Annotated in this window: 15 protein-coding genes and 1 tRNA gene; 3 read left to right on the top strand and 13 right to left on the bottom strand. The window is 40.7% G+C overall.

What is annotated here, in order from left to right:
• Window positions 1-231: 231 nt before the first annotated feature.
• The 7 genes from BLS59_RS04335 to pyrE form a co-directional block, all read right to left on the bottom strand.
• Window positions 232-1,389, bottom strand: coding sequence for a hypothetical protein (locus BLS59_RS04335; RefSeq protein ID WP_091144929.1), 1,158 nt, complete (start codon window positions 1,387-1,389; stop codon window positions 232-234).
• Window positions 1,390-1,457: 68 nt separating this feature from the next.
• On the bottom strand, window positions 1,458-2,684 hold the full coding sequence (locus BLS59_RS04330; protein ID WP_091144925.1) for a site-specific integrase: 1,227 nt from the start codon (window positions 2,682-2,684) through the stop codon (window positions 1,458-1,460).
• 135 nt (window positions 2,685-2,819) lie between these two features.
• Window positions 2,820-2,892, bottom strand: a tRNA-Lys gene (locus tag BLS59_RS04325).
• Between the two features lie 137 nt (window positions 2,893-3,029).
• Window positions 3,030-3,845 (bottom strand): carboxypeptidase-like regulatory domain-containing protein, encoded by an 816-nt coding sequence (locus BLS59_RS04320; protein ID WP_091144921.1) that lies wholly within the window; start codon window positions 3,843-3,845, stop codon window positions 3,030-3,032.
• A gap of 29 nt (window positions 3,846-3,874) precedes the next feature.
• Window positions 3,875-5,503: an ABC-F family ATP-binding cassette domain-containing protein gene (locus tag BLS59_RS04315; protein WP_091144918.1), complete on the bottom strand. Its 1,629-nt coding sequence runs from the start codon at window positions 5,501-5,503 to the stop codon at window positions 3,875-3,877.
• A gap of 376 nt (window positions 5,504-5,879) precedes the next feature.
• Window positions 5,880-6,275, bottom strand: a complete 396-nt coding sequence (locus BLS59_RS04310; protein ID WP_091144914.1) for an SRPBCC family protein — start codon at window positions 6,273-6,275, stop codon at window positions 5,880-5,882.
• A gap of 174 nt (window positions 6,276-6,449) precedes the next feature.
• Window positions 6,450-7,109 (bottom strand): orotate phosphoribosyltransferase, encoded by a 660-nt coding sequence (pyrE, locus tag BLS59_RS04305; RefSeq protein ID WP_091144910.1) that lies wholly within the window; start codon window positions 7,107-7,109, stop codon window positions 6,450-6,452.
• On the opposite strand from pyrE, the gene BLS59_RS04300 reads away from it, so the two are divergent.
• The gene (locus tag BLS59_RS04300) at window positions 7,108-7,740 is read left to right on the top strand and encodes an NUDIX hydrolase (protein ID WP_091144907.1); all 633 of its coding nucleotides are present in this window, start codon (window positions 7,108-7,110) and stop codon (window positions 7,738-7,740) included. The genes pyrE and BLS59_RS04300 overlap by 2 nt on opposite strands.
• Here the strand turns inward: BLS59_RS04300 and coaD are convergent.
• The 4 genes from coaD to BLS59_RS04280 all read right to left on the bottom strand — a co-directional run bounded on the left by coaD (window position 7,715) and on the right by BLS59_RS04280 (window position 10,106).
• Window positions 7,715-8,176 carry a pantetheine-phosphate adenylyltransferase gene (gene coaD, locus BLS59_RS04295; protein ID WP_091144904.1) on the bottom strand — a complete coding sequence of 154 codons (462 nt, stop codon included), beginning with the start codon at window positions 8,174-8,176 and terminating at the stop codon, window positions 7,715-7,717. The genes BLS59_RS04300 and coaD overlap by 26 nt on opposite strands.
• Window positions 8,177-8,245: 69 nt before the next feature.
• A complete protein-coding gene (gene rsmD, locus BLS59_RS04290) occupies window positions 8,246-8,785 on the bottom strand; it encodes a 16S rRNA (guanine(966)-N(2))-methyltransferase RsmD (RefSeq protein WP_091144901.1) in 540 nt (179 codons plus the stop codon).
• Window positions 8,761-9,573 (bottom strand): DUF3822 family protein, encoded by an 813-nt coding sequence (locus tag BLS59_RS04285; RefSeq protein WP_091144898.1) that lies wholly within the window; start codon window positions 9,571-9,573, stop codon window positions 8,761-8,763. The genes rsmD and BLS59_RS04285 overlap by 25 nt, the downstream gene beginning before the upstream one ends.
• A 68-nt stretch (window positions 9,574-9,641) precedes the next feature.
• Entirely contained in the window at window positions 9,642-10,106 is a 465-nt protein-coding gene (locus BLS59_RS04280) for a hypothetical protein (protein WP_143014042.1), read from the bottom strand.
• An 80-nt stretch (window positions 10,107-10,186) separates the two neighbouring features.
• Here BLS59_RS04280 and BLS59_RS04275 point away from each other — a divergent pair, with 80 nt between their 5' ends.
• Window positions 10,187-11,608 carry an ATP-dependent DNA helicase gene (locus tag BLS59_RS04275; protein ID WP_091144891.1) on the top strand — a complete coding sequence of 474 codons (1,422 nt, stop codon included), beginning with the start codon at window positions 10,187-10,189 and terminating at the stop codon, window positions 11,606-11,608.
• A gap of 308 nt (window positions 11,609-11,916) precedes the next feature.
• On the opposite strand, the gene lysS is transcribed toward BLS59_RS04275, so the two are convergent.
• Window positions 11,917-13,638: a lysine--tRNA ligase gene (gene lysS, locus BLS59_RS04270; RefSeq protein WP_091144887.1), complete on the bottom strand. Its 1,722-nt coding sequence runs from the start codon at window positions 13,636-13,638 to the stop codon at window positions 11,917-11,919.
• Window positions 13,639-13,865: 227 nt separating this feature from the next.
• Between lysS and BLS59_RS04265 the strand changes: the two genes are divergently transcribed.
• Complete coding sequence (locus BLS59_RS04265) at window positions 13,866-14,759, top strand: SMP-30/gluconolactonase/LRE family protein (RefSeq protein WP_091144884.1); 894 nt, start codon at window positions 13,866-13,868, stop codon at window positions 14,757-14,759.
• A 3-nt stretch (window positions 14,760-14,762) separates the two neighbouring features.
• On the opposite strand, the gene BLS59_RS04260 is transcribed toward BLS59_RS04265, so the two are convergent.
• Window positions 14,763-15,080: a hypothetical protein gene (locus BLS59_RS04260; protein WP_091144881.1), complete on the bottom strand. Its 318-nt coding sequence runs from the start codon at window positions 15,078-15,080 to the stop codon at window positions 14,763-14,765.
• Between the last annotated feature and the right edge of the window lie 414 nt (window positions 15,081-15,494).

The raw sequence follows: 15,494 nt of genomic DNA, 5'->3' as shown, positions 1-15,494 counted from the left end.
GTCAGTTTGCTCCGGAATGGGGTGGTCAGTTTGAACCCGGAACGGGTGGTCACTTTAAACCGGAATGGGGTGGTCAGTTTGAGCGGAATCTCCACCTCATTATCTGTTTTTGTATGACACAAAGATAATGCGATATATTCATAATTAATTGATAATGTGACAATTGAAAAGTTCACACTTGCGCTACCTTTGTACAAAGTTTGACCTCATTGATTATCAAAAATATTTTGTTTATCGATCTAAATTTTTAAAGCTGTTTCGAAATTTAGCATTAGCAAATGTTGGTAGCGCCGTCTTATTCTTTTTAAATCGATCCAAATTCTCCTTAATTCCTTTTATGGTATATTGCGAAACACTATTGTCATTAAGTTTAGCCGATAAACCCAATAAAATTAAGTACTCATAAAGGAAATCATTGGTCTTTCGTGTAGTGATTGAATCATCTGTAAATTTAATTAGGCAGTTATCAGATAGATAAGCCTTTACCAGATCATATAGGTTCTTTAAATTGTGAGTATGATGACTTGATCTATTCCACAGTCCTAAAATTTTAGATAATCCTTTACTGCTATCATTTGAATCAAAATCATGGTCAAGTAGCGCGTCATAAAAATCTGTTTTTTCTCGGTGCTGCTCCTCAAAAAGCGATGTAAATACAAGTTGCGTCAATTCGACGTTTTTATTGGCACCGAAGGAAGAAAATGAAAAGTTACCACTTCTATTATAATTAAATTTTATTCCTATCTCTTTTGAAATAATTAAGAACTTGCCATTTTCCATTTCGAGCGACGTATTCGTATCAGCATGTATTCTCCTTAAAAGCTTTTTAAAAACCTGATTGTTAACCTTATTCCAATCAAGCCTATCATTTTGCATAAATTCACTTTCTGGCTGATTTGAAGTAACACCTAAATACATTAGGATGCGATCTTCGACTTCTTTGGGGGATAAATCGTCATTTTCAAATGCTTCGCATAAGTTTTCTCGAGTGTATTCAGGTAGAGGAACTGTCAAAAGTTCTAATAACGATATCCCATTTGATCGAAGTCGGTTTTGTTTTTGTATTTCTGATTTTTTGGATTGATTTTCGGATTCATAAGCATACGCAAAAAATAACAATTTACTTAAGTGAGGATCAGGCTTAATATCATAACGGTCGATTAAAGATTCAAATAACTTTAAAAATTCGTTTTGAAAAGGAACACTTTGCTCTTTTTTAAAAGGCGGAAATTTAAACGGATATTTAAGTTTTCCAGGTTGATTAAAAGTTACGGAGCCAATGTGCGCGAAAATATTAGGATCTATCAAACTATGTAAGTCGTATTTTCTAATGAAAGCATAATCAAGATCTAAAATAATTCTTGACCAACCAAAATTTATGTCACTCATTTTATTAATTCATTTAAGTTGTAATTATAAAAATAGCGAAGCATTTAGCTTCGCCATATGAATATTCGCTATTCGATTAGCTGTATCACTTTTGCGTTTACTTCATCAATCAGTGATTGATCAAAGCAATCAAGATATATATTAGTTATCTTATTACCATACTCGTGACCTAAACACTCCGCAATAACCTCATTTGAGTAGCCAAGTTTTTTAGCTGTAGTCGCCCAAGTGTGGCGCGTTACATAGCTAGTTACTTCACCATCTATTCCACAATCAATAGCTATACGTTTCAACCATTTGTTAGTTGTTTTAATCCACTGTCTTGATACTTTTTTAGATTCGACACTGCCTTCATTTAATTTATGAGGGAATATGGGGAGTAGGTAATGCTCCGAAGTTCCTTTGTAATAATTCAATATATTTTCAACTATGGGTATGAGCTTAATACTAAGTTTAGATCCTGTTTTTTGTCGCTCATAGTTTATTCTTCCCTTGAAAATATTAATATTTGTTAAAAATGCCAGATCTATAAATGAAGCACCTCTTAAACTAAAGCTTAAAAGGAAATAGTTCCGAGCGTGCCATTTGGCAGTTTTTTGTTTATATTCTGTGTTGAAAAATTTAATCAGATCTTCAACATTTAACGCACGCTTTGCTGTCCGCTCCGTCTTAATGCTTATGTCAAGGAATGGATATAAAGAGCGGTCGACAAGTTTGGATTTAATAGCCTTGTTCCATATTGCCCTTATTGATCGTAAATAGTTGCCTACCGTGTTCGGCTTCACGCCCTCTTTCACAAGTTGACGTTTAAATTTATCTATAAACGTATAATCAATGTGGTCAATTAAAAGGTTTTTATCACCACTGAAGTTTATCACTCTATTGACTGCTGTTTGATAAACGCTCGCGTTTCCTGCACGTTGTTCTTCAATCATTTCTGAAATTAGTTGATTGGCATAGGCTAGAAAAACTGTAGATTTTGACTTAGTTTGAGGTACAAAATGATCATTTAATAACTCCTTAAAAGTTTCAAATGAAAATGTGCCTTCATCATCAAGTTTAAGAATTAGCTTTTGAATTTTAAGAAACTTGCTTGCAACGCTTTTATTTAATTCTTTAAAATTGGGACATGTGCTGTTAATTAATGAGGCTTGAGCATTCCAATGCTCTTTTTTTAGGGCAATACCACTCGAGTAATTGCTTGTTTTGCGATTAAAGGTAATCCTAAACATTATAGGAAATTTACCATCAGTTTTAGCTCTTCTTTCATCAAGAACTATTTTATATGTTATCATAAAACCACTTGTTGTGGTCAGTCGCCTGTACAAACTTGTGCAAACAGTGTGCAAACATTTCAATAGGTATATTGACTAATCAAAGTCGCCAAAACTAAAAAACCTCCTCAGATTACTCTAAGAAGGCTTTATAAGTGACCCGGGAGGGGTTCGAACCCTCGACCCACTGATTAAGAGTCAGTTGCTCTACCGGCTGAGCTACCGAGTCGTTTCCGGCTTTTTACCGGGTTGCAAATATGAGGATTTATTTTCGATTTTTGGTTTGGGTGATAGGATTTTTAGTCTTTTTTTGGTCAAGCCCTTAATATATAGCACTTAACCTTTACCTGTAAGCGGAAAACGACTTTAATATTCGGCCAATACATTAAAACCTATCCCTGCTATACCTTCTTTTTCCCACTTTGCCTGGCTGGTTTCGCGGGATATGATAGAACCACTAAATAAACTTGCAGAAAACATGACACCTTGCCCTTTGGCATTTTGTATCCACTCCAGGCCTACGTAAAATTTGTCATCAACATAAACACTGTAAGGTTCCAGGTTAACATTTATTTTTTGCTGGCCTTTGGCTACAATAACAAATATGTTTTGGTTTTGCAGCAGCTGATAGGGCATACCATCTTTAACACTGTAAAAATTAAGACGGAGTTTTACTGAGTCAGTTATATCGCTTGCAATATTGGCGTTAAATTGTTTTAAAAAGGTAGGGGACTTTTTTATTTTGATGATGGCGCCTATCTCGTAACCCAGCCTGTTATCCCTGAAGCCCGCATTGCCCGATTTGGATTGCGTGGTATTACCTAATATTACTTCTTTCCACTTATGGTTGTTAACCTTTACTTCTTTTAGCTGCGTAACGGTGGGTTGTAATAAAAGGGTTTTATGTGCCTGTGTATCCTTAGTAAAATCAGATATCTGGTAAACAAGTGCCCGGTAACCAACCATAGATAGTTTCAGGCTGTCGGCATCGTGGCCGGTTAAAGTAAGCTTGTAATGACCTGTACTGTCGGTAACGGTACCCACGCTTTTACCAACAATGCCCACATTTACATAAGGCAACGGTAAATTGGTTTTGGCATCTTTAACCATGCCCTCAAATGCCTGTGAATAGGCGTATAAAGATGAAATGGTGAATAGGCTAACAAGTAATACTTTTTTCATGCCTGTAAGACTATTCACCTGCTTGTTAGTTACGCAATGGCGTACAAATCTTCGCGTTGTTTTTGTACCACGGGGCTGTTAATGTATTCGTCGTAGGTCATTAACTTATCTATGTAACCGCCTGGTGTTAGTTCAATAATGCGGTTGGCAACGGTTTCAACAAGTTCATGATCTCGTGAGGTAAACAGGATAGTTCCCCTGAAGTCTTTCATGCCATTATTAAGTGCCGTGATGGATTCCAGGTCCAGGTGGTTGGTTGGCTCGTCAAACATCAGCAGGTTGGCTTGTTGCAGCATCATACGGCTAAACATACAGCGCATTTTCTCGCCTCCGGATAGTACGTTGCTTTTCTTTAGTACTTCTTCGCCCGAGAATAGCATCCGGCCTAAAAAGCCGCGGATGAACTGATCATCCTTTTCGCCCGGTGAATATTCACGCAGCCAGTCTATCAGGTTATCATCCTTGCCTTTAAAATACTCGGCGTTATCAATAGGGATGTCTGCCGGGTTAATGGTAACACCCCATTTAAATGCACCTTTATAGTCGGTATCGCGGCCTGTTAATATGTTGTAGAAGGCAGTAGTGGCTAAACTGTTTTGCGATAGTATGGCAATTTTGTCGCCTTTATTTACCGTAATGTTAATGTTATTAAATAACAGCTCGCCGTTAAGTGATTTCTTGAGATTTTCAACCTGAAGGATCTGATCCCCCGCTTCACGGCCCAGGTTGTTGAATATAATTCCTGGATATTTACGGTTCGATGGCTGGATCTCATCAATATTGATCTTATCCAACGCTTTTTTACGACTGGTTGCTTGTTTCGATTTTGAAGCATTGGCGCTAAACCTGCGGATAAACTCCTGCAGTTCCTTAACACGTTCTTCGGTTTTCTTATTCTGATCTGAGCGTTGTTTCAAAGCCAGCTGACTCGATTCATACCAGAAGGTATAGTTACCTGTGTAAATGCTCATTTTGGCAAAGTCGATATCCACAACGTGGGTACAAACGGTATCCAGAAAGTGCCTGTCGTGCGATACTACCAGTACAATAGCTTCGTACGAGGCCAGGAAATCTTCCAGCCAGCTTACGGTATGGATATCCAGATCATTGGTAGGCTCATCCAGCAGCAGGATATCCGGTTTACCAAAAAGGGCCTGTGCCAATAGTACCCGTACCTTTTGAGTATTGTCCAGGTCTTTTACAAGGTTGTAATGAAATTCTTCCTTGATACCTAAGTTGCTCAGCAGGGTAGCGGCATTGCTTTCGGCATTCCAGCCATCCATTTCGGCAAAAAGGTTTTCAAGTTCGCCGGCACGTTCGCCGTCGGCATCAGTAAAATCTTCTTTAAGGTATATGGCGTCTTTTTCTTTCATAACGGCATACATTTCCTTATGGCCCATCATTACGGTTTCAATAACCGTAAAATCGTCAAAAGCATAGTGGTTTTGACTTAATACCGCCATACGCTCGCCGGGAGTAAAGCTTACCGAGCCGCTGGTAGGGTCAATATCGCCCGAAAGGATTTTTAAAAATGTTGATTTTCCCGCGCCATTAGCACCTATAATGCCATAGCAGTTGCCTTGTGAAAATTTAAGATTAACGTCTTCAAATAAAGTACGTTTACCATAACGAAGAGAAAGATTTGATACCGTGATCATGCTGCACCTGTAATTTGGCGCAAAAATACGGTAAAAAGTTCGTTTCTGCTGAATTTAAGGCCAATATTATGGTTTGGGGAGATTGGGGAATGTTCGTATAATAATAATCCCGAAAAAATATTTCAATTGTGGATGCAATTGCTCAAAATATTGGTTCCCTTAAAACTAAATGCTGTTTTATAGCGTTATATAGCTATAATCAATCAAACTGAAAGAATGGTACAGCCTTTGACTTAATACTTATAACTCTATTAATTAATTTAATTGTACCAGTCATGGCAGCATTAATCATCGGTTTAGTTATCATAAATATTGTGATAGCTATCAACAATATACAGAAACGCAAAGTTTACTAAGTAGTAAACAGCATGTACATTTAGCTTAAAATGGTATTTAAGCTTTGTGTTTCATGATCGGCCAATTTTTGCAGAGGCCCCGAGGCGAGCATGCGCAACATCATACTTAGCTCTGCATCAATTGTAAAAAGAACATCGGTATGGTTGTTATTGAAAGATAACGACCATTTTAATTTCAAATCAAACGGTGCTTTGGCTGCAGGAACAATTACAATTTCTTCATCAGTGGTACGGCTGTCTATCTTCAACAATAGTTTAGCCATATTTGGGATGCTGAAACTGGCTTCATCCGCATCAGATACCCACTCCTGAATCGTATCGGGCATTAGCTGCTGGTGATTATTAAAATCGGCCAGGAAACTATAAACCTCATTAATAGGTTTGCTGATACTTGTTTTACTTGTAAAAGTGCTCATGCTTTAAGATATGAGTTGTGAGATGTGAGATGTGAGATGTGAGATGTGAGATGTGAGTTTCCAGTTTCCAGTTTCCAGTTTCCAGTTTTTATGAAAATGATAAACAATTTAGTGAAAAATATTGATAGTCCTTTATCCCTAATCCAACAGTCCAATAGTCCCAAAGTCCAATAGTTAGCTTGATGTAACCTGTCCCCAGGTTGATGGATTTTCGCGCCATTGGGTTAACACGGCTACGTCCTTATCGGCTATATATTGGTTTTCCTGCGCGTATTTAATAAGCGCGTTATAGTTTGACAGCGTTACAAACGGACAACTGGCATTTTTAAAGTTTTCGGTAGCCACATCAAAGCCGTAGCTAAAAATAGCAGCAAGACCAGCTACTTCAAACCCCGCGCTGCGTAAAGCGTCAACGGCTTGCAGGCTGCTTTTTCCGGTAGATATCAGATCTTCAATAACAACAACTCTTTTGCCGGTAGTTGTGGTTACATCACCCTCAATAAGACTGCCTGTACCATGTTCTTTAGCTTTTGCACGTACGTAGATGAATGGTAAACCAAGTTCCTGGGCTACTAAAGCGCCCTGGGGTATCCCTGCGGTAGCAACGCCTGCTATACAGCCAACACTGCCAAATTTTTCCTGAATACTAACAACTAATTGCTGCCTTATATAGGTACGGATAGACGGATGAGAGAGCGTAACACGGTTATCGCAGTAAATAGGGGATTTCCAACCAGATGCCCATGTAAAAGGATTGTTAGGTTGTAATTTAATTGCTTTAATTTGCAGCAGGAATTCGGCAACCTGCTGTTCTATCTCATTATTATTAAACATGGCTCAAAAATACAGAATTTATATTAACGAAAAGGTTATCCTGTTAACGGAATCTGAACCGGCGAATGTGGAACTTTATGAAAAGCTTGATGCTGAGGTATTTGATTTGAAAATAATTTATACCTGGATATTGGCAAACCCCAAAAAACTCTTTTACATTAAGTGTGCCGATGCTAAGGCTTTTTTAAAAACCGTTAAAAAAAGCGTTACCGTTATTGAAGCAGCCGGCGGACTGGTGAGGAATACTCCCGGTCATTATTTGTTTATTTACCGTAACGATAAGTGGGATTTGCCAAAGGGTAAAATAGAAAAAGATGAGAAGGTAAAAGAAGCAGCTGTGCGCGAGGTAGAGGAGGAGTGCGGTATTAAAGTGAGCAAGCTAAAAGAAAAGATCTGTAAAACTTACCATGTATATATTAGCCGGGGCGAGGTGGTGCTTAAAAAAACGCATTGGTTTAATATGGAAAGCAAAGGCCGCGAAAAGCTGAAGCCTCAAAAAGAGGAAGGTATTACCGATGCCCGCTGGTTTGAGAAACACCATATCGAACCTATTATTGATAACACCTTTCCATCTATATTAGATGTGTTGCATAAAGAAAAGCTGGCTACAAATAAGCTAATGCCTCAGTAGGGATAAACTGGGCAACATCGCCGTTGTGTCGCATAATTTCGCGCACTATGGTTGAGCTGATAGATGAGTAGCCCGGCTTGCTTACAATAAAAATGCTTTCAATATCTGGTGCCAAAGCGTGGTTCATCTGGGCTATGGCTTTTTCGTATTCGAAATCAGATACCGTGCGGATGCCCCTGATCATGTAGGTGGCGCCAACGCTTTTACAGAAATTCACCGTAAGGCCCTCGTAAGCTACAATGTGGATGCGGTCGTCATGCTGAAAAACGGCCCGTAGCATTTGTTCACGGGTTTCTACACTTAAATAGCCTTGTTTGGTGCTGTTTACGCCAATACCAATATAAACCTTATCAAAAAGCGCTACCGATCTTTTTACAATATCAACATGGGCTTTGGTAACCGGATCAAACGATCCTGGAAAAAGGGCGATCTTCATGGTATGAGCTAACTATTGTATTACAAAGTTAAATTAATTGCCTGCATTTAACACGAGGTTTCGGATGCTTTATTCCGCCGCCCTGAAAAACGAGAACGACGAATGGCCATATTTCCGTTGCTCCACAAAAGCGGGGTGCTGGCTTAGGTTTTGTAACGATTGATGCTCCACTATAAGCAAAGCGCCGGGCAGCAGTAAATTGCGTTCAAAAATTATTCCCGGTATCTCGGGGATTTTGTTCAGGTCGTATGGAGGGTCGGCAAATATGAGGTCGTACTGCTCAGTTTCCATTTGCATGTATTTAAACACGTCCTCTTTATAGGCCTTTATATTATCCAGTTTATGCTGGCGCGATGTATCTTTCAGGTAGTTTACGCAATGAATGCTTCGGTCGACCGAGATTACCTCTGCAGCGCCTCTTGAGGCAAATTCCATAGAAATATTGCCCGTTCCGCTAAACAGGTCAAGCACTTTAATATCCTCAAATTCAATTTGATTTTGCAGTATGTTAAATAGCGCTTCCTTAGCCAGATCGGTAGTGGGGCGTACAGGAAGGTTTTTTGGTGGATTTAACCGCAGTCCTCTTAAACTGCCTCCGATGATACGCATAACGATAGGGCGGCTATTGACAGTATTCGGTGGGCTACTATTTCTTCGGGCAATTGCAGTACGGTTAAGGTGTTTACCTGTACTTGGGCAAAAAACTCGGCCAGCCTGCTGATACTTTTATCATCGGCATTAATATCACCGCTTAAATAAATATTTATGAGCGAGGGGGGCAATGCTAATTCATCGCTCACAAAAGCGGCAAAATAAGCCAGCTCATCATCGCCATTAAATTCAAAAGTATTGTAAAAACGTAATTTTCCGGCTTTAAAATTCAGTATATCAACGTTGTTGACGTTTATATCCAGGTACAGGTCGCTATCGCCGGGAGTGTTTTTTGCAATGGCGTTAACCCATCCTTGTAAAGAGAATACCGCATTGCGCAAGCCAAATTCTTCGGCGGCGGCCAATACGTCTTCCTGGGTTTTATAAATGATCACGTTTTCGGCATCAAGGTCCTGCGCTAAAACTTTTTGACCGGTTTTAACATCAAGGTAACGTGCCAGATCTGTAATATGATCCAGGTTAAACATGCTTTTGGGCAGCAATGTAAAACCGCCGGATGGTAAGCCTACAACAACTTGTTTGTACTTTGCAGATAACAAATCAAGCAACTCCTGCGGATCGGTCAGCTCATCAAGCGGGTGATTTTCGGCCCAGGCAACCAGCTTATTTTCATCCGCGATAGCGTAAGTGAAAGCCGCCTTTTCAATCTGAATCAATAAAGTATAACCTTCGGCCTTATCAAGGCTAAAGTTATCATCATGGTAGTTGTAGTTGTGTTCGCTCATGCCAGTTTAACAAAAGTAATATTTTTTGGCATATACCGTCAGTTTGCCCGTTAAAAATGAACCGTGAGTTAAAATAAAAACATGAAAAATAACGACAGGATGATATAAATAATTATAGGCTGTAAAACAGGCTTAGGGTAATAATCATCATCCGGGAAATATTTTTTGAAGAAAAATTGTGTAAGTACCAGCCCGGCTATAATATTCAAACCAAAGGTGATCCCCATTAACTGTAACATGGGCAACAGCTGAGCGAAATCGGGATTGGTAGCCGATGTTGCCTTCCTGATCATCGCCATATCTAACTTAATTCCCGATAACTGGAAGGCATATATGGTTAAAAAGTAAAACGATAAAAGGAACAGTAAAACGTAGCTAACCGCCCGCTTGTAACCGGCGGTATACAGGTTAATGATCAACAATATGCCGCCATATGTATAACTAAAAATCGAAAACCAGAAAATGGCTTTTTTGGAATAAATATCTACATATTCATCGTCGGCATATTCCTTTTTATCTTCATTAAATTCCATGCTCAAATTTATAACTAAATCTGCATTGGTTTTGTAAACAGGGTAAAGGTTTTTCAATTACTTATCAGCATTTTTGCAAAGTGACGGTAACAGATCATATACGCAAGGCATTTCCGCATGAGCCAACCGGCCAGCAGCTGGAGCTTTTTAACAGGCTGCACCAGTTTTTGCAAAGCCGTGATGGCGATGAATGTTTTATACTTAAAGGCTACGCCGGCACGGGTAAAACCACGGTATTGGGTGCGCTGGTTAAGGCTTTAAAGCAGTATAATTACCGGTCGGTATTGCTGGCGCCTACGGGCAGGGCGGCCAAGGTTATTACCAATTACTCGGGCAAAAAGGCTTTTACCATACACAAACGCATCTATCGTAAAAAATCGGCGCTCAATCTCGATGGTGATTTTTCCATTGGCGATAACCTGGCCAGCGATACGCTTTTTATTGTTGACGAAGCATCCATGATATCTGACGAGCCTAACGGCAACCGGGCATCTTTACTGTACGATCTTATCAGATACGTTTATAACGATAAAAACTGCAAGCTGCTGCTGGTGGGTGATACCGCCCAGCTGCCGCCAGTGGGTTCGGATACCAGCCCGGCACTGGATAGCCAGATCATGAAAGGGAAGTTTGGCGTTACTGTTTTCGGTTTCGAGCTTACCGATGTATTGCGGCAGCAAAAGGATTCTGGCATACTGTTTAATGCTACCGCTATCCGCGATCTTATCCGTACAGAAGATATTACCGCGCCGCAGATTGTTACCAAGGGCTATAAAGACGTTTTCAGGATGACGGGCGAACGCCTGCCCGAAGGTTTGGAATACGCCTACCGCAAGTATGGGTACGACAGAACGCTCATCATTTGCCGATCAAACAAAAACGCTAACCTCTACAACGGGCAGATCAGGAACCGGATCCTGTACCGGGAAGAAGAACTTACCGGCGGCGACCAGATAATGATTGTGAAGAACAATTACTTTTGGCTCAAGGATGCCGACGAGAACAGTACTGCCTTTATTGCCAATGGGGATATAGCCCGCCTAAAAAAAGTACGCCGAACCGAGGATATGTACGGCTTTCGCTTTGCGGATGTGCAGATAGAGTTTATTGATTACGCCGAAGATCCGGTGTTGGATTGTAAGGTATTGCTGGATACGCTGTATGCAGATTCGCCGGCCTTAACCCAGGAAAACCAAAAGAAGTTTTACGAAGAAGTAATGAAGGATTACGCGCACCTGGGTAACAAGCGCGCCATGCATAACGAGTTAAAACAAAACCCATACTACAACGCCCTGCAAATAAAATTCGCCTACGCAATTACCTGCCACAAAGCCCAGGGCGGCCAATGGGATGCCGTTTTTGTTGACCAGGGCTACGTAACCGACGAGATGATCAACATGGATTTTCTCCGCTGGTTTTACACCGCCATCACCCGCGCCACCACCGAACTATTCATGGTGAACTTCGATAACCGCTTTTATAAAGTACCGGAAGTGTTTTAGGTATTTGCTTCGCGTCATTAGTCGTTTAGCTGCGCGTCATTGGGTTATTTTGCTTCGCATCATTAAGTCATTTATCATAAATAAAGAATGTCATTTCGATGCGAGGTACGAGTGAGAAATCTTCTACGATATGCTAAGCGAACTATGCTTTGGACAAATACATCCCGCTGAAGATTTCTCTTTCGCGCCGCGCTTTTACCCCTCCCTGGCTCTATCGAAATGACATCCTTTACCTATAAACAATTACGGGCTATGCGGTTTTACCCGTATAGCCCGTAATTTATGCGTTGTGTTTGCAACTATCAGTTTTACTCAAACCATGCCATTACCTCTTCTTTAGTTGGCATGGCGATATCCAGTTTTAACTTTTTGCGCATCCCGCCAAGGTCGTTAAATACCTTGTTGGGGTTGCCTGCTTTTAGTTCTTCAACAGTGTTGAAGCCCATTTTATTTAATACGGGTACCCATTCTGCAGGTACGCCTATGTTTACAAAATCTTCGGCTGTAACAACTTTGGCTTTTTTCTCGGGGCGCATCTGCGGGAAGAATAGTACTTCCTGGATGGTGCTTTGGTTGGTCATCAGCATTACCAAACGATCGATACCGATGCCCAGGCCTGATGTTGGCGGCATACCATATTCCAGGGCGCGTAAAAAGTCGTCGTCCATAGCCATTGCTTCATCATCACCACGACCGGCCAGTATCAATTGCTCCTCTAAACGCTCACGCTGATCAATAGGGTCATTCAATTCCGAGTAGGCATTTGCTATCTCCTTACCGTTCACAAACAGCTCAAAACGCTCAACCAAACCATCTTTGGTACGGTGCTTTTTAGCAAGCGGCGTCATTTCGATAGGGTAGTCGGTAATATAAGTAGGCTGGATAAGGTTATGTTCTACCTTGGCACTGAAGATCTCGTCAATCAGTTTGCCTTTGCCCATTGTTGGGTTAACTTCTATTTTCAGGTCGGCGCAGGTTTCGCGCAAACCGGCCTCATCCATTGCCGATACATCTATACCTGTATATTTCAGGATAGAATCATACATAGATAGCTTTTCGTAAGGGCCTGCAAAGTTTATCTCGTTGTTGCCCACCTGCACCACGGGAATGCCGTGTACGGCTTTGGCTACGGTTTCTAAACATTCCTCAACCATGGCCATCATCCATATATAATCCTTGTAGGCCACATAGATTTCCATGGCGGTAAATTCCGGGTTGTGGGTACGGTCCATACCCTCGTTACGGAACATTTTACCAAACTCATATACACCGTCGAAACCTGCAACAATCAGTCGTTTCAAATACAACTCATTGGCTATGCGTAAAAACAAAGGCATATCCAATGTATTATGATGCGTAGCAAACGGACGCGCCGCCGCGCCGCCATGTACGGGTTGCAGTATAGGGGTTTCCACTTCCATCCAGCCCTGCTCGTTAAAATAGTTACGCATACTGCTGATAACTTTGGAGCGGTTAATGAAAATTTGTTTGTAAGCAGGGTTAACCGTTAAATCAACATAACGCTGGCGGTAACGCATTTCAGGATCGGTAAAGGCATCGTAAATTTTGCCCTCATCATCACGACGTACCACCGGCAGTGGTTTTAATGATTTAGATAAGATGGTTAACTCCTGGGTATGTACAGATATTTCGCCGGTTTGGGTTAAGAATACGTAGCCTTTAATACCAACGTAATCCCCTATGTCCAATAACCGTTTAAATACCTCATTGTATAACGTTTTATCTTCACCAGGGCAAATATCATCGCGTTTAATGTAAACCTGTACGCGGCCGGTACTGTCCTGCAACTCAAAAAATGATGCATTACCCATGATACGGCGCATCATGATACGGCCGGCAATTACCACATCCTTAAAGGCATCAGGCTTGGTATTAAAGTTTTCAGTAATATCCCTGGCCTGGGCGGTTATCTTAAACTCTTCGGCAGGGTAAGGGTTGATACCCAATGCACGTAATTGTTGCAAAGATTTGCGGCGTATAATTTCCTGTTCGGATAATGCAATACTCATGTTATGAACGGTATTTTTAATAAAGGTGCAAAAATAGCGTTTTTAATGGTTTTGTAGGACTGTAGAGACGCAATATTTTGCGTCTCCCGTTATAAGGGTGGAATTGCAAGGCCGAATTTGCAGATGTGATTTGCATGCGGGAGACGCAAAATATTGCGTCTCTACAAAGAAGCTGCTTTTTTCTCCGCATAAAACCAGTTACATTAGCAAACCAATTACCATCAAATATGAAAAAGCTGCCTGTTATAATATTCTTCGTGCTGATAACCTCCTGTCGTGTTTTTAGCCAGAATGCAGGTTTGTATGATACAGATACTAAACCCCAGCTTATTTCCAAACAGTTTTCTTTTACCGAAGGGCCTGCTGTAGATAAAAAAGGCAATGTGTTTTTTACCGATCAGCCCAATAATAAAATATGGAAGTACGGTACCGACGGTAAATTCTCTGTTTTTTTAGATAGCGCAGGCCGCAGCAACGGGATGTATTTTGATGGTAAAGGAAATCTTATTACCTGTGCCGATGCTAAAGGGGAACTATGGTCGGTTAACCCGAAAGGGAAGGTGGAGGTATTACTGAAAGATTTTAACGGCCACATATTTAACGGCCCCAATGATGTTTGGGTGAGGCCGGGCGACAAAGGCATCTACATAACCGATCCGTATTACCAGCGCGATTACTGGACGCGTACAAAATCCGACCTCGACGGGCAAAAGGTATATTATTTACCAAAAGGCAAACACGAAGCCGTAATTGTTGATGATAAACTGAAACAACCCAACGGTATCATTGGCACAGCCGACGGAAAGAATTTATACGTGGCAGATATTGGCGACAACAAAACCTACAGATACGATATTAATCCCGATGGAACCCTAAGTAACCGTATCCTGTTTATAACCCAGGGCTGCGATGGTATGACCATTGACCGGCAAGGCAACGTTTACCTTTGCGGAAATGGCGTAACCATAGTGAACCCCAAAGGCGAAAAAATAGCCCACATCGCCATCGATGAACCGTGGACTGCCAATATCTGTTTCGGCGGTAAAAATAAGGATGTGCTATTCATCACGGCGTCAAAAGCTGTTTACACCTTTAAAATGAACGTAAAGGGCGTTAATTAACGACTACTTATTTAATAAATAAGTGGCTATCTGCTGCTGTTCGTCGGTATTCAGCAGTTCGCCGTTATAATCCCATTGCTGGTGTCCGGCTTTAAACGTTATGGTACCCAGGTAATCGGGATTGTCGGTATCGGCCATTGCGGGGTGGCCCTCATCAATCTCCAAATCTTCGGTAAACAATTCCGACTCATTATCAATCGAAGTTTTATAGATCTTGTAAACACCGGCATCTGTTAGGTTATGCAGCAAAACAGGTTCAATAATTATCATTCTTTTGCTGCCATCTGCATGTTTTAAAGCTAAGGTAACCGGGTTTTTCATGAGCTGTTGATTTATATTCAATAATACAACCTTTAATGTACATTGTTTTAGGATGGGAGGATTTGAAAAATGTATAGAAACAAGAAGCGCCCTTGATGGGCAAGGGCGCGTTCTAACCAATTATAAACCTAAATTATGAGAAGAGCTGTAAGGGAGGAGTCGAACCATCTGTTGCTGCCGTTCAGCGCCTTACATTTACTACACTGCAAATATACGCTACAAGTTTTATTTTGCAAATGTTTTAACGATAATATTTAACTATTAACAATTTAATAATATATAGGCTTGTTACGTATGATTTTTGTAAGCATGTTTAAACGACAATTATTCACGCTAAGCCCTGTATATCAATTGATTTACAGTATGCAATAATGATACCAATAGTTGCTTTAAAATATAAATTCTGTAAGTTTT

This window comes from Mucilaginibacter pineti (genome assembly GCF_900101875.1).
In the GTDB taxonomy this organism is placed as follows: Bacteria; Bacteroidota; Bacteroidia; order Sphingobacteriales; family Sphingobacteriaceae; genus Mucilaginibacter; species Mucilaginibacter pineti.
The sequence above is the reverse complement of the archived record's forward strand: the minus strand, read 5'-3'. Positions and strand labels throughout refer to the sequence as shown.